At 37.3% G+C, this 24,092-nt stretch carries 17 protein-coding genes, 1 pseudogene and 1 other annotated feature; of the genes and pseudogenes, 10 read left to right on the forward strand and 8 right to left on the reverse strand.

What is annotated here, in order from left to right; all coding sequences use genetic code 11:
• Positions 1-660: 660 nt before the first annotated feature.
• The 6 genes from yycF to KQI76_RS05075 are packed head-to-tail and all read left to right on the forward strand — an operon-like array spanning position 661 to position 7,559.
• Positions 661-1,362, forward strand: coding sequence for a response regulator YycF (gene yycF, locus KQI76_RS05050; RefSeq protein WP_216399230.1), 702 nt, complete (start codon positions 661-663; stop codon positions 1,360-1,362).
• A gap of 3 nt (positions 1,363-1,365) precedes the next feature.
• A complete protein-coding gene (walK, locus tag KQI76_RS05055; RefSeq protein WP_216399231.1) occupies positions 1,366-3,180 on the forward strand; it encodes a cell wall metabolism sensor histidine kinase WalK in 1,815 nt (604 codons plus the stop codon).
• A gap of 10 nt (positions 3,181-3,190) precedes the next feature.
• Positions 3,191-4,543: a YycH family regulatory protein gene (locus KQI76_RS05060; RefSeq protein ID WP_216399232.1), complete on the forward strand. Its 1,353-nt coding sequence runs from the start codon at positions 3,191-3,193 to the stop codon at positions 4,541-4,543.
• Positions 4,524-5,459 carry a two-component system regulatory protein YycI gene (locus KQI76_RS05065; RefSeq protein ID WP_216399233.1) on the forward strand — a complete coding sequence of 312 codons (936 nt, stop codon included), beginning with the start codon at positions 4,524-4,526 and terminating at the stop codon, positions 5,457-5,459. The genes KQI76_RS05060 and KQI76_RS05065 overlap by 20 nt, the downstream gene beginning before the upstream one ends.
• The gene (locus KQI76_RS05070) at positions 5,456-6,253 is read left to right on the forward strand and encodes an MBL fold metallo-hydrolase (protein ID WP_216399234.1); all 798 of its coding nucleotides are present in this window, start codon (positions 5,456-5,458) and stop codon (positions 6,251-6,253) included. Before KQI76_RS05065 ends, KQI76_RS05070 begins: the two co-directional genes overlap by 4 nt.
• A 55-nt stretch (positions 6,254-6,308) precedes the next feature.
• Positions 6,309-7,559 (forward strand): S1C family serine protease, encoded by a 1,251-nt coding sequence (locus KQI76_RS05075; protein WP_216399282.1) that lies wholly within the window; start codon positions 6,309-6,311, stop codon positions 7,557-7,559.
• Between the two features lie 451 nt (positions 7,560-8,010).
• Here the strand turns inward: KQI76_RS05075 and KQI76_RS05080 are convergent, their stop codons facing one another.
• From KQI76_RS05080 to KQI76_RS05105, 6 genes are all read right to left on the reverse strand, one after another.
• Positions 8,011-9,006: an aldo/keto reductase gene (locus tag KQI76_RS05080; RefSeq protein WP_371817654.1), complete on the reverse strand. Its 996-nt coding sequence runs from the start codon at positions 9,004-9,006 to the stop codon at positions 8,011-8,013.
• 385 nt (positions 9,007-9,391) lie between these two features.
• Positions 9,392-9,751 carry a Lin0512 family protein gene (locus KQI76_RS05085; protein ID WP_216399235.1) on the reverse strand — a complete coding sequence of 120 codons (360 nt, stop codon included), beginning with the start codon at positions 9,749-9,751 and terminating at the stop codon, positions 9,392-9,394.
• Between the two features lie 356 nt (positions 9,752-10,107).
• On the reverse strand, positions 10,108-10,938 hold the full coding sequence (locus tag KQI76_RS05090; RefSeq protein ID WP_216399236.1) for an energy-coupling factor transporter transmembrane component T family protein: 831 nt from the start codon (positions 10,936-10,938) through the stop codon (positions 10,108-10,110).
• Entirely contained in the window at positions 10,929-12,644 is a 1,716-nt protein-coding gene (locus KQI76_RS05095) for an ABC transporter ATP-binding protein (protein ID WP_216399237.1), read from the reverse strand. The genes KQI76_RS05090 and KQI76_RS05095 overlap by 10 nt, the downstream gene beginning before the upstream one ends.
• Before the next feature lie 65 nt (positions 12,645-12,709).
• Positions 12,710-13,264, reverse strand: coding sequence for an ECF-type riboflavin transporter substrate-binding protein (locus tag KQI76_RS05100; RefSeq protein WP_216399238.1), 555 nt, complete (start codon positions 13,262-13,264; stop codon positions 12,710-12,712).
• A 218-nt stretch (positions 13,265-13,482) separates the two neighbouring features.
• On the reverse strand, positions 13,483-14,340 hold the full coding sequence (locus KQI76_RS05105) for an SAM hydrolase/SAM-dependent halogenase family protein (RefSeq protein ID WP_216399239.1): 858 nt from the start codon (positions 14,338-14,340) through the stop codon (positions 13,483-13,485).
• 58 nt (positions 14,341-14,398) lie between these two features.
• Positions 14,399-14,667 (reverse strand) — a binding site (T-box leader).
• 192 nt (positions 14,668-14,859) lie between these two features.
• Between KQI76_RS05105 and KQI76_RS05110 the strand changes: the two genes are divergently transcribed.
• The 4 genes and pseudogenes from KQI76_RS05110 to KQI76_RS05125 form a co-directional block, all read left to right on the forward strand.
• Complete coding sequence (locus KQI76_RS05110) at positions 14,860-15,426, forward strand: LemA family protein (RefSeq protein ID WP_216399240.1); 567 nt, start codon at positions 14,860-14,862, stop codon at positions 15,424-15,426.
• Positions 15,427-15,430: 4 nt separating this feature from the next.
• Positions 15,431-17,134 carry a DUF2207 family protein gene (locus KQI76_RS05115; RefSeq protein WP_216399241.1) on the forward strand — a complete coding sequence of 568 codons (1,704 nt, stop codon included), beginning with the start codon at positions 15,431-15,433 and terminating at the stop codon, positions 17,132-17,134.
• Positions 17,135-18,693: 1,559 nt separating this feature from the next.
• Positions 18,694-19,089, forward strand: a complete 396-nt coding sequence (locus KQI76_RS05120; RefSeq protein WP_216399242.1) for a (deoxy)nucleoside triphosphate pyrophosphohydrolase — start codon at positions 18,694-18,696, stop codon at positions 19,087-19,089.
• Between the two features lie 23 nt (positions 19,090-19,112).
• Positions 19,113-20,693: pseudogene (locus KQI76_RS05125) on the forward strand (DEAD/DEAH box helicase); the annotation flags it as partial.
• A gap of 140 nt (positions 20,694-20,833) precedes the next feature.
• Here KQI76_RS05125 and KQI76_RS05130 read toward each other — a convergent pair.
• On the reverse strand, positions 20,834-22,243 hold the full coding sequence (locus tag KQI76_RS05130; protein ID WP_216399244.1) for an ISLre2 family transposase: 1,410 nt from the start codon (positions 22,241-22,243) through the stop codon (positions 20,834-20,836).
• Between the two features lie 221 nt (positions 22,244-22,464).
• Positions 22,465-23,829, reverse strand: a complete 1,365-nt coding sequence (locus tag KQI76_RS05135) for a helix-turn-helix transcriptional regulator (RefSeq protein ID WP_216399245.1) — start codon at positions 23,827-23,829, stop codon at positions 22,465-22,467.
• Positions 23,830-24,092: the final 263 nt, after the last annotated feature.

Here is a 24,092-nt window from a genome sequence, read left to right on the forward strand (position 1 = left end):
GTGCCCGTGGAAAGGGAGCGTATTTCACCTGCGGGTATTCATTTCTATTTCGTAAGAAATGTCACTTAATTAATTTCGACTCATTAGAATCTCTGACCAACACCATTTGACATAGAGCCTATTTTTCCTTATTAGAGACCAGTTTTGTCTCAGCATTTTAAAATGATTAAGGGTAAAACTAATTAAAGACGAAAAAACCTAAAGATTAAATTACCCACCACCTGATTCCTGATAAAGTGAAACTTCAAACAGTGGGGCTCTCTTCATTCCCACTGTTTGGGACTTCGATTACTCGTCCCACCGGAAACATTTGTTAGTTGAACCAATCGGGCCGTTACTGTCAGTTGACCTCCCACTCGTAATTCTTAATTTCTTTCGAATTCTTGAAATGGGAGTCTTACTGACAGTTACACTGTGATAAAGTGAAACTTCAAACAGTGAAGTTTAGGCCTAGAGGAACTAGGTCATGTAGACATTACCACAAGGGTATAAGCTAAAGGCCCTTGAACCAATCGCTTTACTGTCGGCTGTAGAGTGATAAAATTTGAAGTGTATGTCTTCTGGTGGAAAGCAAATAAATTTGTGCATTAAAAGACATTTACCCTAAAGTAGGTTAAAATAAAGCAAGAGAACAATATTTTATTGGGAGGCTACAATAGCATGAATCAAAAAATATTAGTTGTAGATGATGAAAAGCCAATTGCAGATATATTGAAATTTAATTTGGAGAAAGAAGGATATGAGGTGATCTGCGCTTATGATGGCGATGAAGCGATTGAATTAACACTTCAGGAAAATCCAGACTTATTATTATTAGATATTATGTTACCTAAACGTGATGGGAATGAGGTATGTCGTGAAATTAGAAAAACACATAATATGCCAATCATCATGTTAACAGCAAAAGACTCAGAAATAGATAAAGTTTTAGGCTTAGAGTTAGGCGCGGATGATTATGTCACAAAGCCATTTAGCAATCGAGAAGTCATTGCACGTGTGAAGGCAAACTTGAGACGTCAACAACAACCAATTGATCAATATAATACAAATAAAGATATTCAAATTGGAACACTAATTATTCATCCTGATGCTTATGCGGTAACAAAGGCAGGCAACCAGGTGGATTTAACCCATCGTGAATTTGAACTGCTTCATTATTTATCTCGTCATTTGGGACAGGTAATGACTCGCGAACATTTATTAGAGACCGTTTGGGGCTATGATTATTATGGCGATGTAAGAACAGTCGATGTAACAGTAAGAAGACTTCGAGAAAAAATTGAAGATAACCCGAGCAATCCAATGTGGATTATTACTCGGCGAGGTGTCGGTTACTATTTACGTAATCCTGAACAGGAGTAAAAAATGAAAAAGGTCCGTCTATTTCAATCCATCCAATGGAAAATAACAGCAATCATGATCTTGCTTCTATTATTAACCGTTCAAGTGATTGGTGCCTATTTTGCCCAAGGTTTGGAAACAGAATTAAAAGAAAGCTTTGAAAAAGGGATTAACGAACGCTTAGAAGTATTGAGCTATAACATTAGAGATGCCTTTTTAACAGATTATTCAGAGGATGATCCAGATCGCTCTCTAGAACGGGATATTGCTAATATACTAGCCTTGTATGGCCAAAGTGACACTTATACTAAACTTCAAGTTGTTGATCGTCAGTTTCGAATTGTTGGAACAAATAACCAAGAGGATATGGGAAAGATCGTAACTGGTGATAGTAGTGTTCGTCCAGCAATAATTTCTGGAACACCTCTTCGTTCGGTTCAACGGGATGGCACGACAGGAGAGCGACATTTAGTCAGAGTCTATCCTTTATCGAATTATGATGATGAGCCAATTGGGGCAATTTACTTGGAAGCTTCAATGGAAGGGATTTATGAGCAACTTTCTAGTATCAATAGGATCTTCCTTAATGGTACGCTGATTGCTATCATTGTATCAGCTATTGTAGGTATTTTAGTCGCTCGTTCGATTACAAAGCCAATTAGTGAAATGCAGGAGCAAGCGCATATTTTAGCAGAGGGAGATTTCTCTCAGAGGGTAAATGTTTATGGAACCGACGAGATTGGCCAATTGGCAGATACATTTAATGAAATGAAGGAAAATATAAAAATCGCTAATCAAACTACAGAGGAAGAGCGACGTCGATTAAGTTCAGTGTTATCAAATATGTCGGATGGTGTTATTTCAACGAATGAGGTCGGTCAAATTACATTAATGAACGACCCTGCGACCATTTTGATTGGGCAATCATTTGAACAAGTCCGCCAGAAGTCAATCTTTGATGTACTAAATTTAGATCAGCAAACGATCGATCTTGTAGAAATGCAAGACTCTAGCTCAATAACGATTGATTTTAGTGATGATGAACGCTTCTTTTTATTAAAAGCTAATTTTACTGCAGTCTATGATGAAAGCGATCGTTTTTCTGGTCTAATTACGGTACTAAGTGATGTAACTGAATTAGAGAAAGTCGAACGAGAGCGACGAGAATTCGTATCCAACGTTTCCCATGAGTTAAGAACACCACTAACAACGATGCGCAGTTATCTAGAAGCTCTCACTGATGGTGCTTGGGAAGATAAAGAAATTGCGCCACAGTTTCTAGAGGTTACCCAAAATGAAACAGAGCGAATGATTCGTCTCGTTAATGATTTACTGCAATTATCTAAAATGGATCATAAGGATCAAGAAATCATAAAAGAACGAGTAAATGTCGTTCCTTTTTTCCACCATGTTCTTGATCGATTTGAAATGAATAAGGATGAATTAATTAAAATCGAACGAAGTATTCCGAGAGAAAGTATATTCTTATGGATGGATAAAGATAAGATTATTCAAGTTGTTGATAACATTATGTCGAATGCTTTAAAATATTCGCCTAAAAATGATACCATCCGTTTTAAATTAACGAAGGAACGCAATCGCATCAAGGTGATGATTGCAGATAACGGACCGGGTATTCCACGTGAAAAACTTGATAAAATTTTCGACCGTTTTTATCGAGCAGATGCTGCGCGTTCGAGAAAACGTGGGGGTACGGGTCTAGGACTGGCAATTGCGAAGGAGATTATTACTAATCACCAAGGACAAATTTGGGCAGAAAGCATAGAGGGGCAAGGAACAAAGGTATACTTTTCCTTACCTTTAGTGGGCCGAAAGTAGGGGGATGTTTATGAAGGGAGAAAATTTAAAAACAATTTTGCTCGTTTTATTAGTTTTTTCTAGTTTACTATTAACTATGGCTATTTGGAATCATCAACCTAACTTTGAAATGACGAGAGATGAGGAAGATCTAGTAGACCCACAAATTGAAGCGGGACAGAAATTAGCACGATTAGATGTGTTAAAGCCTCTCTATATCATTCAACATGACAATAGTGTTGAAAAGCCCATTGGTTTAAGTGATAAATCATCAGAACAGGAATTATTCAATAGTATTGTTGATTATTCATTATACAATTTTTCCACTTTTAATTTAGATGAGGAGTGGTGGAATGGGATTGATGATTGGGTAGAAATTGTCTTTTCTACCGAGCTTCCTTCTGAAACCATTTATGATTTATTTTCGATTGATCAAGGGGTATCTATCCCAAGTGGCATGTACAATCGAATTGTTATTATCCTTGATCACGAGGGTGAATACCAACTTCTGTTCCAAAATGATCCTGAAAGTAAAGTAATTGGAGCGAGTGTGCAAAATTATGGGCGAGTGGCCGAACAATTAGATGGTTACTTTGAGCAAGGTAAAACAATTACTTACGAAGTTTACGAAAGTAGTCGAGGTACGGACATTTATTTACCGAATGAGATTAATCCAAATGTGTTATTATTTTCATATACTGATATTCCTATTGACCCTTTTCAAAACTTTCTGTTTAGTACACCTTCTATTGTTCGGAGTGCACGTACAACAGATGGAAATACAATTTTTATTGATGGAACAAGGGAATTAACGCTTGAATCAGATCGGATATCATTTACAAATCAAACGAATGAACAAAAGGTGTCCGATTATGAATTGACTTATTATGAGCTTTTTGATCAAGTTCAAAATTTTATTAATACACATAATGGTTTTACTTTTGAGCAACCGTTTAGTTACTTTTTGTCGCATTTAGAGATAACACCTCAGACAAACAAGGTTGAGTTTACCTTATCTTATAATGGAGTGGCTATTTTTTCTGATCAAGCAATTAGTCAAATTTCCGTTGCTTGGCATAATCAAGAAGTCTATCAGTACAATCATCCTTTAATTACACTAGTAGAGCAACGGGGAATTGCAAGGGAAGCGGCAAGTCTACCAGATGCAGAAACTGTAATTGAGATATTAAATAGTGAAAGTTATCATAAAAGTGCCATTTACGATGTGATTCTTGGTTATCGGGTTCGAGAACAGGTCGGTGGTCAAGGACAAGTTTATGAGTTAATTCCAACATGGTATGTGAAAGGGATTAACGGCTGGAATCCATTGATTATTCCATCGGAAACAACAGGGGGCGATAACAGTGCACTGGGGACAGATTAAGACGCTCTTTATTGTTTGTTTCTTAGTTTTAAATGTTTTCCTCGTTAAACAGCTGTTAGATCGCCAACAAGAGGAAATCATTTTTATACCAGAAACGTCTCGGGAAGAAGAGCTAGAATTTAATATTAAAGGTTTAAGTAACTTATCTGAAGAAAATTTTACCGCACCACTTATTTACACTCAAAACTTAAATTATAACAAAGAGGCTGAAGCAGGTTTAGACGAATTATCCAAGCAACAAATTGTTGTTATTGATGATTATTATTTGTTTTCCCGATTTGATGAACCGGTAGCTTTCGATTTTGAAGATCAAGAGAGTGATTTAGGGGAGTATGTTTTGAATGGTGACAGATATAGTTATTGGGGTGAACTTGAATCTGCTCGAATGTTAGTTTTCTTTCAACAGATTGAGTATCCGATCTTTTATAATCAGAATGCCATCTTATTGATTCAATTGAATGCTGATGGTAATATGACACAATATATTCAGACAAGTCTAACGACAGCTGGTGAACCGGCTGAAGAACGTTCGTTAATTAAGCAATACGATGCGGTTTATCGTCTTTATCATCACTCAAATGCCTTAGAAACAGGTGATACGATTACCAATGTTTCTCTAGGTTATCATAACTTTGTTTCATTGCCGAATGGTGAACAATTATTAAATCCAACTTGGGATATTCAAGTGAATGACAATGCACACCATTTTATCAATGCAATAGAGGGACATAACTATCCACAAAAAAATTATTTCTTTCAAGAAACGATTTCAGAGTTAGTTAAGTTACTAGAACAATCTGAGAGTGATCAGAGGGAATTCTATCATCTAGAGGACAAGCCGGAGGAATTGCTTTCAACGATACGGCAGGCTTTAGTCGGTGTTTATCACAATATAGTTGAGGTGGATTTAGAATGACTTTTCAGTTTTCAGTGCTAGCTTCGGGCAGTACTGGTAATGCATTTTATATTGAATCGGAAAAAGAGAAAATATTAGTTGATGCTGGATTAAGTGGCAAACAACTCGATCGACTTTTTAATGAAGCGGGTTTGAATCCAAGAGAGTTGTCAAGAATTTTAGTTACTCATGAACATAGCGACCATATAAAAGGGCTAGGCATTATTGCTCGAAAATATAATTTACCAATCTATGCGAATGAAAAAACCTGGCGGGCAATGGAAAATTCTATTGGCAAGCTATCACTTGATCAAAAATTCAACTTTGAACTGGAACAAGTAAAAACTTTTGGGGATATCGATGTTGAATCATTTGGTGTTTCACATGATGCGGCAGAGCCGATGTTCTTTACATTTCATCATGATGGCAAAAAGGTAGCATTAGTTACTGACCTCGGTTATGTTTCTGAACGAATCAAGAAAACCGTTCAGGATGCAAACGCCTTAGTTTTTGAGGCAAATCATGATGTCTCAATGCTACAAATGGGGCGTTATCCTTGGAATGTGAAGCGGCGTATTCTCGGTGATTATGGCCATGTCTCAAATGATGACTGTGCCCTAGCCTTGGAAGATATTATTGGCGATCAAACGAAGCGCATTTATTTAGCCCATTTAAGTAAGGATAACAACATGAAGGAACTTGCACGTATGTCAGTGGAAAACCATCTGGAAGCAGCAGGTTTTCCAATCAACCATCAGATAACGATCCATGATACCGATCCCGATACACCTACACCACTTTTCCAAGTTGTTTAAATTGGATCAAAATGTGGTAAACTGTTGACAACAGTAAAGAAGGGGATGATCTAAAATCGTATACTTTGATGATGGCAAACAAAAGAGAAAGCGAAGAGGCTACCGGCGAAGTCTATCGAGTGGTTTTTTATATTTAATCATTGGCTTGGTACTTGGTGCCTTTTTATTTGCAGTAGCCCTCCCTAAGCTGATTGAAAAGGATTGGCTTCCTTACAATTTTTATCTTGTAAGTGAAGATCAATTGTTGATGAATAATGATTCAGTATCCAATCAAGAGGAGAATAATCTAATCCTAGATTCAATTACACCAATTAGTGTTGATATTGCCACGCAAGTAACCATGATCGTAGAAGATGTCATGCCAGCTGTTGTAGGGGTTGAAAATATTCAAACACAGGGTTTTGATTTTTGGGAACAAGCGGTTTACGATGGTGGCACTGGTTCCGGCGTGATTTATCGCAAAGATAAGGATCATGCCTACGTGGTTACTAATCACCATGTGATTGATGGTGCTGATCAAATTGAAGTCATTTTGGCAGATGGCTCAAGAGAGATGGCAGAATTAAAAGGAACAGATCTCTTTACAGATCTAGCTGTTTTAGAAATTGATGGAACAAATATCGATGTGACCATTGAACTTGGTGATTCCGAACTTACCAAGGTAGGTGAACCCGTAATTGCGATTGGTAACCCGCTTGGTTTAGATTTATCGGGTTCAGTTACTCAAGGAATCATTAGTGGAACACAACGTTCGATCCCCCAAGACTTTAGTGGTGATGGTATAGCGGATTGGCAGGCTGATGTTATTCAAACAGATGCTGCGATTAACCCTGGAAATAGTGGCGGTGCATTAATCAATATGTCCGGCCAATTAATTGGGATCAATTCAATGAAAATTGCTGAATCAGCAGTAGAGGGGATTGGCTTTGCAATCCCAATTAATGAAGCCATTCCTGTTATTCAAGAATTGGAGTCAACAGGGCAGATGACAAGAGCTTTTTTAGGTGTTGAAGCTTATTCTTTAGTCGATGTACCACAAGTAGAGTGGAGACGCAGTTTAGAATTACCAACCGAAGTAGAGGGAGGTATTTATATTCAATCTGTGGAACCTTTTTCACCAGCTGACTATGCTGGCCTAGAACCATATGATGTCATTATTGAGTTAGATGGTGAGCCTGTTCAAACGATTGTTGATTTAAGGAAACATCTTTATCAACGAAAGAATCCAGGTGAAGAGATGGAAGTTAGCTTCTATCGAGAAGGGAAAGAACAAGAAGTAACTGTTGAGTTATCCACACAAGAATAAGAAAATACTAATAATATGTGATAAAGCCAACCTTCACTTAGTAGGGGCTTTTTCAACCTGACTAACAGCCGATGGTTTCCTAGATGATTGATCTAGGTGACTTCCAGACACTTGATCTGCGATAAAGCTTGGAGAGAAAGAAGACTTCTCCCCAAGCTTTTTTTAATTTGTGGGTGATTTGTGTATCATTCAAATAGTTATTCACAGCCTGTGCATAAACTTGTGTGTAACTTTCAATATATAGTATAGAACGAATATTCTCACACTAAATAGCAAAAATAAAAAGATAAAATAAACGAATTTTGTGGAAAAACTGTGCTTAACTTGTTGAGATCCAGTGGATAATCATGAAAAAATAATGTTGTGGATGAATATGTGGATAATTCCTAGCTTATTCAGTTGATAAAAAAACCTCAGGTGATCAGTTATTTAAATCACCTGAGGTTAATCATTATTTTGCTAAAATACGATCAATATGATCAAGTTCAGCTTGAGTAAAGCTTAACTGTGATAATGCAGCGACATTATCTTCAATTTGAGCTACCCGACTAGCGCCAATCAAGGCTGAAGCAACGGTATCTTGACGTAGAACCCAGGCAAGTGCCATTTGGGCTAATGATTGGCCACGTTCTTTTGCGAGTTTATTTAGTTCAACCACTTTTGCTAATTTTTCTTCAGAAATATCTGTTGTTTTTAAAAATGGGATATGTGCCTTGGCTGCCCGTGAATCTTCCGGAATCCCCTGTAAATATTTATTTGTTAATAAGCCTTGGGCAAGTGGAACATAGGCAATGGCACTGACACCAATCTCATCAAGTAGATCTGTTAATTCATCCTCAATCCACCGATCAAACATAGAATAGGAAGCCTGATGAATGATAAAGGGTGTTTTTTGGCTTGTTAATATTTTTGCTGCTTCCCTTGTTTGGTCAGCACTGTAATTAGAAAGCCCAACGTACAAAGCCTTTCCTTGGCGGACTATTAAATCGAGAGTGGCCATTGTTTCCTCAAGTGGGGTTTCGGGATCTGGTCGATGATGATAAAAGATATCAACATAATCAAGCCCCATTCGTTTTAAACTTTGGTCCAAGCTTGAGATTATATGTTTCTTAGAACCCCACTCCCCATATGGTCCCTCCCACATATAAAAGCCAGCTTTTGTAGAAATGATTAATTGGTCACGATATGATGCAAGATCTTTCTTTAAAATTCTGCCAAAGTTTTCTTCAGCAGCTCCGGCTGGTGGTCCGTAATTATTCGCTAAATCAAAGTGGGTAATCCCCAAATCAAATGCCCGAGTGATCATGGCTCGCTGATTAGCAAATAAATCAGACTCACCAAAGTTATTCCAAAGTCCTAATGAGATGGCAGGTAGCTTCAATCCAGATTTTCCAAGACGATTGTAAAACATGTTCTTGTAACGATCTTTTTCAGGTTGATATTCCAATTGAACTCCTCCTTAAAATATCCTAGTTACCTATCATATTAGTACCCAAGGTTTAGCAAAGCAAATCCTAGATCATTTTTTATATAAAAAAGGCAGTTTTACACTGCTTATGAGGAAATTTAGCTTTAGAAATTGTCAATGATCTGTTTAAGAAAGAAGCACAGTCACAAAAAAATTTGTGTACAGCTCAGGTAATTACTGGGATTTATAGTGTTGTAATCCTTTTTAAGATAGATCAACAGTGGCTAAAAGTTTGATTCGCTATTCTCAGGCTCTAGAAAAAAAGCAGTTAGACTAAACCCACCCTGATTGAAGTTTCACTATATTTTTCAAGTCAAATAAAGGGCTTGTTCATCCCGATGATGAACAAAGCCCTTTTAAATGATTAATAACCAACCTGAACTGCAGCATTGACGATATACATTAAATCACTCTTGTCATCTTGCTCTGGAAGAATAATTCCACTTGTCGTTGCTAACCCACCCTCGACCACTTCAATCGTTACTTCACCGTAAGGAATTTCCGCTTTGACTTGTTCATGATCAAGTGATCCATGATCAGCGGGTAAGGCCAAAATAATGTTTACCTTCATGTTGTCTAAGGACTGACCAGGTAAATAGGCATTTAAACCAGGCATTGAATTTGAATGAATCGCATTTTGTACTGCACGTTTTGCTGCTTTTGTAATATCTTGTCCGTGTGTATCAATACCAACACCAGTCTGAATAAAAATAATTCTTTCCATACTTATCTCCTCCTAAAATAAATGATTGCTCTCGTCCCAATTGCTCGAATAGGCTTCGCTTGAAAGACAAAGGGCAACGGGTGAACAAGTGGTCTGCTCTAAATCCAGGTGAAAAACAAAAATCACTTCAGAGCTAAGTTCTTGTCGATATTTCCCGGGAAATGAAATCCTGTTTTTATTTCCAATCCTATTTATCATATACTCAATTATTACGAATGAAAAGTGAAAATCAAAAAGTAAATTTTCACTCAATCAACCGATTTTCATTCCAGACTAACTGTTAAATGCCTATAGCACCCTTAAAGCCTTCATCTTATCCAACGACTAGGCTTGTATGAATAAGGCGGGTCCTATAATCAGTTAAAAGGATTGTAAAAGCGAGAGCCATCATGGAAAGTGACTATAATGATGACAATAAAGAGGAAGATGCTGATCAGTAATGAATACCAGTCCAATTTAGATAAGGGACGCTCACTGTACCAGGTCCTTTTTTTATGCTTACCGAAACTTCTTAATTCCATAGCCTGGCTGATTGTATCAATCCGGTCAAGACTTGAAAAGATCAAGGGCATCATAATGGAAACAACATTTTTCAATCGCTTTGTAATTTTTTCGTTTTTAGAAAAGTCAACACCTCTGGCTTGTTGTACTTGACTGATCGTTCTAAAATCACGCTGAATATCTGGTAGATAGCGCAGAGCTAGTGAGACAGCAATACTAATTTTATAGCTAATGCCAATTTTATTTAACGATGCTGCAAACTCACTTGGATGTGTTGTAATAATAAATAATAAAGCAACTGGGGTAACGACAAAATATTTTAGCGTGACATTAAATTGATAAAAGAGTTGCTCAAGTGTAAGGTTGTAACGCCCATAAATAGAAAACAACTCATGTGAACTCCCATAGATTTTGACCCCTTCTTGTGGTGAAAAGAGATATATCGCGATATTATTTAACAGTAAGAAAAATAAAATCAACATAAGAACATAACGAATTTCTTTTAATTGTACCTTTGATAATTTAAAAATAATCATACTTAAAATAAATAGAATGATTAAAATTCGTGTATCATAAGTTAACATTGCAGCTGAAGACCAAAGCAAAAAGATAACAAGTTTTGTAAAGCCAGATAGTTGATGAATAACTGAAGACCGCTCAAAGTAGCCCAACATTTTTACTGCCATGTTTTTCGAACCTTCCTATCATAAGAAATAAAATGATTGATGAATTGTTTTGGATCCTCAACCTCCGCCTTTATCGCTAGGTCGAATAGTGAGGTTCGTTTTAAATGCGCTTGTTCAATCCATAAATCATTTGTCAAAACGTCAACTGGACTCTGATCGGCAATCAATTGCCCATCGACGAGCACTAATGCACGTGACGTATATTCAAGCATTAAGTGCATATCATGTGTGATGAAAATAATCGTCACACCCAAGTGATTTAATTGCTCTAAAAAGTCCATGATTTCAGTAAAATGCTTTAAATCCTGGCCTGCAGTTGGTTCATCTAAAATAATGATTTCTGGCTCTAAGACTAGAATAGACGCTACAGTTAAACGTTTCTTTTGGCCAAAACTCAGTGCAGAAATCGGCCAATTCCGAAATGGATAAAGTCCACAAACCTGTAAAACTTTATGAACCCTTCTTTCGACTTCTTTTTCTGATACATTTCTCAATCTTAATCCTAAAGCTACCTCATCAAAAATCAGATGCTTGGAAATCATTTGATTTGGATTTTGTAAAACAAATCCAATTCGATTTGCACGCTTAAAGATGGATTCCTGATCAATTCTTTGACCATCAAGTTCGATTGTTCCACTTGAGTGTTTTTCAAAACCACAGATAACTTTTGCTAATGTAGACTTACCCGCCCCATTTTTGCCAACTAAACTGATCATTTCCCCTCGCTGAATAGTAAATGAAAGATCAGTTAGGACTTTTTTATCTTCATAACTAAAATTAACCTGATCTAAATTCAACAAGGGCTTAGAGTCGATTGGCTTCTCTTCTTTTTGATAATGCTCCTGCCAAGTATTTAATCGTTCCTTATTAGTTTCAGTTAAAAGAAATTGATCAATGTGCTGTGGGTTTTGATCGGGATGGATTACCGAACCACTATATTTTAATGCCTTTGTATAAAGAGGTTCTCGAATATGTACCTTATCAAGCACGTTGGATGCGAGTAATTGATTGGGACTTGTATCACTAACGATCTCACCCTCATCAATGACAATGATACGGTCAAATTCAAGTTGTAAAGCATCTTCTAAGCGATGTTCAATGACGATCACTGTTTTTTCTTGCTTCTGATGGATTTGGTCAATTAATTTCATCGCATATTGACCAGTTGCTGGGTCTAAATTGGCTAATGGCTCATCAAACAATAAGAGATCAAGATCTTGTTCTACTAATACACCCCCGAGGGAAACGCGCTGTTTTAATCCCCCAGATAGCTCATGAATAGAATAATCGATGTGTGAATCAACACCGACTAATTGGGTTGTTTCTTGAACAATCTTATGCATAGGTTCTAGGGCGACCTGTTCATTTTCCAAGGTAAAGGCAATATCTTCACCGACAGAGAGGCCAATAAATTGCCCATCTGTATCTTGCAAAACAGTGCCTACGATTTTGGACAAGGAGAAAATATCCAAATCCTTTGTTTCCTTCCCTTTGATCGTTAGCTTCCCTGTCATCTCTCCTTTAAAGGAAAAAGGAACAAGCCCATTCAGACAATGGGCGAGTGTACTTTTCCCAGAACCCGATGGTCCTAGAATCAGGACTTTTTCTCCTTGATTGATTGTTAAGGTGATATTTTTCAGGGTTGGTTCCACTTGACTATGATATTTAAATGAAAATTGCTGAAAAGAAATAATTGGCTTTCCCATCATACACCTCTTAATAAATAAACTTTGTTCTAAATCGAGAGACCATTAGAAAAATGGCTATTCGATTAATCCTCTTTTGTTAAACTACTTCCCTTACTTTGTGTTTTCGCATAAGAAATCAGTAATATTGTACTAATAACCCCAACGGAAATAATGTTTGTCAATGCTGCAACAAGTCCTTGAGTGAATACTTTATTTGCTGGCTCCGCATAAATTGATATATCAAGTGTAGGTGCAAGCACACCCCATCCTATGATTTGAACAATGATTTGGACAAGATTAAATGATATGATTTCCTTCTTTCCAAACACCCCATCTTCAAGCTTAACCTTGTAGGCATAAAAACCGATGGCAAATCCGATAAATAAAGAAACAAAGACCCAGCTCCACCAAATAGACCCCCACATTAAGATATCCTTTAATGCGTGTCCAATTAGTCCAATTAATCCTCCTGCAATAGGACCAAATAGGACAGCGATAAAAGCTAAAAATGCGATGGCTGTTTCGATGTTTGTATTTGGTATCCCTGTTGGTATGGTTAGAAATCGTCCTAAAATAACATAAACTGCTGACCCAATTCCAATTGCAACAATTGTTTTAATTGATAAACTTTTTTTCATCTTTAATCTCTCCCTTTTTTATGATCATTGATTGGTTAAAAGAATTAGTAAAAAAATGATTTCCTTTTATTTTATCATTAATCTATTAATGGAATGGTTGAAACTTAAATGTTTCTTTCAAAAGTGAGCTTTTGTTGGAAGATCCTATAAGTGAACTCTGACAAAAGCTCTTCTGCAACATTGATTTTATACTTGTTCATCTTAAACATAGATTTAAATTAACTATAAACAATTTTTGCTGCTTTACGAATGGTAATCTTTGATTGAACGCCTGTTTTAATATGATAAGCATCTGCAAATGAGCCTTGGTTCAAGGCAACGCCGATTTTTTCAAGTGAATTAATATAAAGTAATGGCTCACCAACCTGAGTATCGGCAAATGATTTCCCAAATGACATCACATTCTTATAAATTTGTCGATTTTCATTAAAAATTGCAACTTCTAATGTATCACCGTATTTTATTCCCTCATTGAAGAAGAAATTCTTATCAATATTTGTCCATAGGTTACCAAAGCGGACATCCAAAATATCAATATTTCCCTTAATAATATGATCCTCTAATTCAACGTTAGGTGTATCAAGCTGAATTATCTGATCAAGATCGAGCTTTGGCCCCACCTCTTCAAAGGTAATGGTTTTTGAAGCTAACCGTGCTCCAGTGTAGGCATAGACATCACGACCATGGAAGGTATAGGATTCATAAGATTTAGCGAGGCGATTCACCTCTTCATCAATCTCACGCACCTCAACAAGTCCAACAGATTGAGCTAAATGAGTGAGCGTTCCGTTATCGGGTGTAACAATATAGTGGTTATCATTTGTTTTCGCTACGACACTTAAACGTTCAGACCCAACTCCAGGATCAACAACTGATACAAATACAGTTTCTTCAGGCCAATAAGTCGTTGTTTGATACAGACGATAAGAAGCCTCAAAGATATTATAAGCCGGAATATCATGTGTGACATCATGTAAATCTAAATCAGAACTTACTGACTTGGCAACACCATACATTGCACTAACAGCTCCGTCAACTAAACCAAAATCAGATTGAAAAACTAATAGATTACTCATTTAAAAAACTCCCTTCAATTTTAGAAAAATAAAAAACACCCTTACTGCTCGAAAGAACAATAAGGGCGTTGAATGCATTGTCAACACGGTACCACCTTAATTTACTATTTGTTTACACAAATAGCCTTATAAGTACTCCGCCCGAAGGCTTTTATACTTTGGTATGGATAACGAGTACCAAATCTCGACGTCACCTACTAACAGATAGTGTTTTCAGCACGTAGCTCAAAGGCCATTTTCAGTATCTACATTTTTGCTTCTTTTCAGCTACCGAAGCTCTCTTTAGAAAAACGCTCAATACTTACTTTCCCTTATCACAGCTTTTAAAAGTGAATATTTTGTGAAATTAATTAATTGTAATTATAGGTGACTTTAAAAATGAATGCAAGTCTTTTTTTGAAAAAATTCGAAAAATTAAATAAAATGAGTTAATGGAACATAGAAAAAGGGTATATGGGTATATAGGGCTTGTATCTTTAAAATTCAAAAAGGTTTTTTAAAAATAGGAGGTTATAAAAAATGAATTTTTTTATGAATAATATAGGTGTCATTTTACTGATCTTGTTGATTGTGTTCATCTTGTTTTGGATGATATCTACATATAATCAGCTAGTTAGTCTACGGGAGTTTGTCAGAAATGCGATGGGGCAAATTTCAGCTCAAATTGAATCACGTTGGGATGCCTTACAGAATATGATTGAAGGGACAAAGCAATATGCTGAACATGAGGCAAAGACCCTTGAATCACTCACGGAACAACGTGCTTCATTAGGGAAAAATGCAGCAGTTACCGATGTAAATAAGGATGATCAATTGTTTAATCAAGCGATGGGGCGCCTATTCGCTATTGCCGAAAGTTATCCGGATTTAAAAGCAAGCCAAGTTTATCAGGAAACATTAAAAAATGTCGATCGCTATGAGCAACAAGTGCGTCAGTCAAGAATGATCTATAACGATACGGTTACTAAATATAATCGAGTCATTCAATCGGTTCCTTCAAACATCATCGCATCAATGTTTAAATTTAGTCAAGAAAGCTATTTTGAAAATACAGAAACGAAGACAGAAATGCCGACTTGGAGTTGATTTAATGAAAAATCGTATGAGAAAATTTTTTGCAGCCCTAGCTGTATTGTTAATATTTAGCCTAACATTCATTCCCCGTGTATATGCAAATGAGATGTCATCAATTGCATATGATGTTGAGCTCCAAGCGGATGGCTCAGGAATCATCACTGAAACCCGGAAAATGTATTTGACTGAAGATACTGAAATCTATATTACCTTTGATCGTTTGTCTGGTTCAGAGGTGACAGACTTTCATGTCAGTGATTTTGGCGAGCCATTGGAGGAAGAGTCCGATTGGGATGTCAGTGCAAGCCGTGAAGAAAAAGCTGGGAAATACGGGATTGTTGAGACAAGTGATGGGGTTGAACTATGCTGGGGAATCGGTGACTATGGTGAACACGAGTATACCGTTACCTATACCATGACGAATATGGTTCGCCAGCTTGAAGATGGCCAAGGGATGAATTGGCAGTTCTTTAATGGTAAAGGTAATATTCCCCCAGAGGAAGTGACCATTCGAATTGCTGGACCACAATCTTTTGATCAGGATAATACACTGATTTGGGGATTTGGTTTTGATGGTGAAGTTTACTTAGAAGATGGTGAGTTAACAGGTTGGTCAAATACAGCTCTATCTGATTCGAACTATATTACTATTTTAATGCAATTTCCAGATCAACCTTTTAAGCCTAGCCTGTCACTCGACCAAACATTAAGTGAACAAGAAGAAAAAGCCAAGGAAGGGAGTAGTTATAACGACAAATCATCAGATGATGAATTTACTAGTTTTCTTGGTATCATCGCGCTATTTATCTTCGCATCCATTTTTACGACAATCTTTACAATGATGCGGGCACGAGCAATTAAACGCGAACATCCACTTGTTACAGGGAAGCAACGTGAAAAAATTAATGAAGATCAATATTATCGTGATATTCCCTATCAAGAGGGTCCGATCACTGATGTCGCCTATTTCTTGCAAGAGGTTGGAAGTGGGAATATGGAAGATTACTTTAACGCTTTTATGCTTAAATGGCTGAAAGAAGGCCGAATTTCAGTTACAACAGAAATACGGGGACGCTTAATAAAAAAAGAAACAACCCTTATAAAACTTGATAAAAGTAAATCTAAATCCTTTGATACAGACGTCGAGACCCGGATTTGGGACTTGATCACCTCAGCAGCAGATAACGAGGGTGTACTTGATGAGGACCAACTAAAAAAACATGCTAAAACAAACTATGACGATATTCAAAATATTGAAGGAGATTTACCTGTTCACTCAAAGAAATTACTACTTAAAGAAGGTTATTTAGAAGAAGGAGAAGCTAGATTTTTATTCACATTCACCGCAAAAGTCATTAAAGGGACCGACCGTGGTGAAGCCCTATTTAATCAAATTGTTCAATTTAGAAACTATTTAACTGATTTCTCATTACTAGATGAACGGGAAATCAAAGAAGTTGCATTATGGGATGACTTATTCGTTTGGGCCAGCCTTTACGGCATAGCTGAAAAAGTCGCTAAGCAACTAGAGAAGATTTATCCCAATTATTTTGAAGAAGCGGGTATCTCCTACTCTGATATTTATCTAATGCACATCTATTCAAAAAATATGTCAAGCGGCTATAAGAGCGGTTCTAGTGCTTCCAGCGGAGCTGGCGGCTCGACAAGTATTGGTGGTGGAGGCGGCTCCTTCGGTGGAGGTGGAGGCGGATCACGCTAAGAACAGCACCAAATCAAAGGGGAATGCAGTATCCAGCAGATTAGCTAACCGTAAGATCCCCAGTCCAATCATTGAATTGTAAATGAGGGATCAAGAATGAGTAAAAACCCACTTCGCACACCCAAGACATAGTGAAAAGGCGAAAGTAGACAAAAATCCGCGATGCCCAGGGACTGGGACTGCGGTTGGGACTGGGATTACTCGTCCCAACGAAGTGATTTGCGATGACGCGTCTTATCGAGGTGATTTGTGATTACACGTTTTACGGAAGTGATTTGCGATAACACGTTTTACCGAAAAAATTTGCGGATACTCATTCCACCGAAAATCTTTGTCCAAGGTCTGCATGGGGTGGATTATGTAGACCCACCCTTCATTAAATGAAGATTCACTTTACCAATCAACCATCATTTTATATATTTAATCAATATAAGGAAAGAAGGGCCAAAATGAAAGTGAGACGGATTATCAGCACATTAGACTTTTCGGTTGCCTTTGGTGCAATATTTGGAGGAGCTGTCGCCATCCTAAATCCCACCAATCCACTAGGCTTGTCGAACGATGCATTAGTTAACGGTCCTTTCAATAGCTTCCTCATACCAGGCCTATTTCTGTTTCTAATACTGGGTTGCATGAATCTTTTAGCAGGAATAATGACAATTAAACAATGGCCTTCTTATAACTATGTTAATATACTAATGGGCCTTATCCTATGTATGTGGATTATCATCCAATGCTATGTATTATGGGAGATTATCTTTCTCCACTTCTTGTTTTTTATCATTAGTTTAATACAGATTTGGCTTGGAATTCGAGAGTCGAAGTCTGCTAAATAGAAGTTTATTTACACAGTCAAGCGGAAGTATAGAGCTTGGCTATTTTTGTTGAGTATTTTTTTAGAATATGACGGATTGCAGGATATCTATGCTCGTTCGCGTAGGTTTTATGCTCGGAAATCTCACTTTATGCTCGAAAGCTGGCTCTATGCTCGAAAATCTCGTTTTATGCTCGTAAGCTGGCTCTATGCTCGAAAATCTCGTTTTATGCTCGTAAGCCGATGCTCTATGCTCGGAAATCTCGTTTTATGCTCGGAAGTTGGTGATCTATGCTCGAAAATCTCGTTTTATGCTCGAAAGCTGGCTCTATGCTCGAAAATCCCATTCTATGCTTGGAAGCTGGCTCTATGCTCTATGCTCGTAACGATGAATCTATGCTCTATCCCAAGACCCTAATCTCGACATTCGCGCATTTATCACGGATAAGTATTCTTAAAATCCCCCTTTCGAAATAAAGAAGTGGAATCAATTGGCCTAGTCGCAAAATGGCAGATGATAATGTCTTTTTCCAGTTGGTTTAGTATAATAAGCAGTTGGAAAAAGGTAGCGAACTAAGCAGCTATGTCTGCATGGGATTCACCTTGTGTAGGCCTAGTTCCTACATAATTGAGGTTTCGCTTTTTTTCTATGGTGTCACGGGAAGTAAAGGCAAAACAATATCGCTATGTCGAAGTTTGAAATTTGATATAATATAATCAAGTAAATCATGTAGGAGGAATATATTTGACTAAGAAAATCATTAAGGTAGTTGGTGCAATTATAATAAAAGATGGAAAGATTCTTTGTGCTCAACGTGGGGAATCTAAATCACTGTCATATAAATGGGAGTTTCCGGGTGGGAAGATAGAAATGAACGAGACGCCTGTTCAAGCGTTGATGCGTGAGATTGATGAGGAAATGAAGTGTGATATTGAAGTGGGAGAGGAATTTGATCACACGATCTATGAATATGATTTTGGTATTGTTCATCTGACAACCTACTGTTGTACATTAGTCAAAGGTAGCCCTATATTGACTGAACATAACGATATTAAATGGCTGTATAGTCATGAGCTTTCAAGTCTTGATTGGGCGCCCGCGGATATTCCAGCAGTAAAAAAACTAGAGCAAACCTTGTAATAAATTGATTGGGGGGTCTTAATTTGGAGGGGTTTTTAGCGGACTTGGAGAGTTCATTACATAAAGGGTTTATCAATCGGCATCAAGGTGAATCGGATCTTTATAAACCTAAACTATTGATCAATCATCCGGGACAAAATAAAACTGTGTTGACTTCTTTGTTGGAGGAGTTGACAAGTTGCCAGTCTTTTATATTTTCTGTAGCCTTTATTACAGAAAGTGGCCTTGCTACCCTTAAATCGCACTTACTAGATTTAAAAAGAAAAGGGATAACAGGTCGGATTATCACGTCTACTTTTCTTCAATTTAATCAACCTAAAGTATTTAAAGAGTTATTAAAAATTACCAATGTAGAAGTAAGATTGACTGATTTAAAAGGGTTCCACTCCAAAGGTTATATATTTGATCATCATCATTATCATTCGTTAATTGTTGGTAGTTCCAACTTAACCGCCTATGCTTTAAAGGAAAACTATGAGTGGAATGTTCACTTAACTTCTTATGAAAATGGAGATATTATCCGTCATTTTAAGCAACAGTTTGAAGAAGTGTGGGATCGGTCCAGGGTTTTAACAGATGAATGGATTGCTGAATACGAGAAAGTATATCAAACCAATAATAGTCAACAAATGGCTAAAGTAGCAGAGTTCCCTGGTAACTATCATCTAAACGCGTTAGAAGATGCTTTAGCAATTGAACCAAATAAGATGCAGGAAGTTGCCCTAAAACAAATTGAATCATTAAGACAAGATGGCTATCAAAAAGGATTAGTTATTTCAGCGACGGGTACAGGGAAGACCTATCTAGCAGCCTTTGATGTTAGAAATGTAGCTCCTAAACGGATGTTATTTATTGTGCATCGAGAACAAATATTACGTAAAGCAAAGTCGGACTTCCAAAAAGTATTAGGGGGTTTCGAAGCGGAGTTTGGTATTTTGTCAGGAACTACTAAGAATACAGATGCTAGATATTTATTCACTACGATACAAACCATTTCAAAAAAAGAAACAATGGAAATCTTTGATCCAGAAGAATTTGATTATATCTTAATTGATGAGGTCCATAAAGCAGGAGCAAGCTCTTATCTAAGAGTGATCGATTATTTTAAACCGCATTTTTTACTAGGTATGACGGCAACACCAGAGCGAACAGACGATTTTAATATATATCAGCTGTTTGATTATCATATTGCTTATGAAATCAGGTTGCAAGAAGCTCTGCAGGAAGATATGCTCTGTCCCTTTCATTATTTCGGTGTTACGGACTTGGAATACAATGGTGAGTTGATCGATGACATGACCTTACTATCCCGTTTAGTGACTGACGAACGAGTCGACCATATCATAGAAAAGGTTAATTATTATGGTTTCTCAGGAGAAATGCTACGAGGGCTAATGTTTTGTAGTAGGAATGAGGAAGCGATTGAGCTGTCAAAAGCGTTAAATCAAAGAGGATATCGGACGGTAGCATTAACGGGAAAGGATTCACAGGATGTTCGATTAGCACAAGTCGAATTGCTTGAACGTGGGGAACTAGACTATATTATCACAGTAGATATTTTCAATGAAGGGATCGACATTCCTAGTTTGTGTCAAGCTTTTCTCGGTACCCTACTCACACCACTATTTCTGGCACTCTACTTTTGTACACTTTTCTGGCTACCGCGCGATGACCATCGCTTGGTGGCCTGTCATTTTAGGTTACGTTCTGAAAACCAAGAACCTAACCTAAAATGACAGGGTGATTATTTAAAGTTCTTAGCTAGATTTCCTATGGCGGATGAATGAGGTGCATACACCGCAATGTCGCCTTGTTTTGTCCCAATAGACGGGCGTGACGGTTGACGAAGGTAAGTGGACATTCGAACTACTTTTTTGAGCTCTCGTTGCTTTCTTGTGCTTCTATGCAGATCTTTTAGGTAAGCCTTTCTCAAGGTCCCGTTTAGCTTGCCTTGCTTCACTTTGACCATTGCTTCGGCACCATCTGCACTCCAATGCATTCCTCGTTTCTTCATTCGGTAAGTAATATGACGCTGATTCGATTCCATTGCTCCCAAGCTTCTCCCATCCTTGGGCGGGTTATCGACGTACTCTCTCCAGTCTATGATACGATCCCAATTGTTTAGGATATACGAACGGAACTCTCTGACTTTCTTCAGCTTCTTGGCATCTTCAAGCGTGCTTTCATAGGTATCGAGCCATAAGTTAAAGTGGTCTAGATCATGTTCTTTTAATGCTTTTCGTATTTCGTCCTTATATTCACTTTTCGCAGCTCCGAGTGCTCGATTTAGTTCCTGAAACACATGATAAGAGTCGAGTTGATTGATTACTGGATGTTCCGATTGTGAGAAGGCTTCCTGGAACTTTTCAGCTGTGTATCCGGCACCAGCGTCACTGTTGGTAACCACTTGAGTCTTTTCCAAAGAATAATGATGGGCTGTTAGTGCTTGAACTTCTTTCCAAAAATTCGCAGTCGGTTGGATTGTCATAATCGCTGTCGGGTTACGCAAAGAAACACGTTTTCCATTCTTATCCCAGCCTTCATATAGGATCGCATGACTTACCTCATGACTCTTCTTTTTTTCTGTTCCCCGTACAAATACGCCATCAGCTTCGGCATAGAGAAAACCTACTTCCTTCCCCTCTGGCAATTCAGCGGACTCCTCTAGCTCAATGACCATCCCTTCATCCGCCTTGGCTTGTGCTTCTCCGACTTTCTTCACAATCGACCCAACCGTTGTATGACTAATGTCTACAGCTGTCCATTCTTTCAGTATATGAGCTGTTTCTCGATACGTACTTTCCGCAGCCATTTCCGCAACCTTTACTTCTACAAATGGGCTTCTACGTTGATATTTCTTAAAACCTGCCCATTCATCAAATGGATAGTGGGCATTTCCTTCTAAATCATACATCAACGTGTGTGTATATCTAACCACACCAAAAGTAAATTGGACTTCTCTTTCATCATTTCTTTCCACGGTCCAATCCTCCGCTTGTTTTTCCTTCACAATGACAGTGTTCATATTAGTGAAGACATCCCCTAACATCGACGCAAACACCTCATACATAAAGATGCGCACACTTTCCTCAAAGTCAATTAAATTGTCAGTTTGGTGTATTAATGTGTATAATTTTGATATAATAGTATTCATGAAGAGGCCTCTTTCTATGTGTATTTGCCCGTGAAGCATACATTTATGATAGAGCGCCTCTTCTTTTTTGGCTAGGATTTTGTATAATTACCCCCGAGAACTATTTTACGCATACTAAAGGGATTTCCCCATATAAATAATCCATGAATGGGATCCCATTCATGGATTATTAATGGATATAATAGAATTGGAATGATAGCAATAAAATAATAACACCAGCTCTATCCCATCGGTGAAAAGGGTGCTTCAGGCTGGCCAAAACTGTATTTATGATTTGATAAAAGTTTAAATGATTGCTCTAAGTAAAAACATGCATCTTTATATCTCTTTTTCTGCTTCAAAAATTGACCAAACTCATACAAAAAGAAACGAATATCGGGATAGTATTTTTTAATGGAATGATCCGCTAGTAAAAATTCTACTTGCTGTTCGAACTCCTTGTCATGCCCCTTGATGAAATCAAACTTTGCTTGTAAAAGTTGAGTAAAAAAATAAGCTTTTTCATCACATGGAGAGGATTTCAGCTTATGGAAGTAATAATCTATCGTATCATGCTCTTTTCCTTCTTTTATTAACAGATCAATCATCAAAATATAAATATTAGAACAGTCATTTGTTTCCAAGGCTTCCCTCGTGTTAATGGCTTCCTTTAACATTTGAACGGATGTATCCAAGCCCTTATGGATGGATAAAACCAATGCCATATTGACTGCGTTATAACTAAGAAAAAGTGCATTTTTATCTGTTACAGCCATATCTCTTGCTGTTAAGAGGTAATTTTTACTACTGTCGAATTTCCCACTTTCCAAGTAGAGTGCACCTATTAAATTGAAGCAATGATATTGCTGTTTATAGCTAGCTAATTGTTGAAATAAGCGCAAGGACTTTTTTGCCTCATCAAGCGCGTTGGCATATTGTTGACTTTTTCTATAACATTGAGCCAAATAAAAGGATAACTCAGCCTTTTGAATTTTTTCATATTCCGATTCAATCATTTGTTGTGTCAATAAAATTGCGGATTTTAGAAATCCTTGTTTTATTAGAAATTTGATATTTAGCAAGTTGTATAAATAATACATGTCCTGGTCGAGAGTAAGTACATATTCCTTTGTACAAATGGGTACAATTTCTGTCGTAAATAAGTCGACAGCCTGATGCTCCTTCATGTTTCGACTTAGCATGATTGCTTTTAGAATGAAATAGTGAAGTTCCTGTTCCATATTTGGAATACATAAATACTTTTTTTCAATGGACATGAGATATTGTTCTGCTTGTTGGAGATTGCCGTCCATCAATAATTTCTTTATCTGATCTAGTTGATCATCTAAAAAAATATTTTTCGTATTTTCAGTTAAATAAAAGGAAGGGACTTCTAATTTGTCGGCAATACAGCTAAGTATTTGCGAGCTGCCCGTGGCCAGACCATTTTCTATATTTCGTAAGTAGGAATCAGACAGAATTCCCTTTGCTAATTGTTTGCGAGTCATATTTTTTTGTTCTCTCAGCTTCCGTATTCTTTTACCAATATGTATATATTGGTTAGAACTTCGGACATGACGATCACGATTTGTAGTATATACTTTCATCGTCCCAATTCTCCCTTCGATAATTTAACTTATTCTTGTTATACAGGCGATTAACGTAGCTTCTTAACCATCCTCGGATTCATAGATCGTGCGAATGGAAGGAACTCTGCTATTCACCTGGATCGAAAAATGTCTCTGCAAGAGAATATACATGAATCGCTACAACCCTCCTCTTGATCCTATTGAGTGAAATATTTCTTTATTATAAAAATGAGAAATATTTCAGGTTTTACATACATATTAGGTTAGAAAATTATTACAGG

Source organism: Amphibacillus sp. MSJ-3, assembly GCF_018919165.1.
Classification (GTDB): Bacteria; Bacillota; Bacilli; order Bacillales; family Amphibacillaceae; genus Amphibacillus.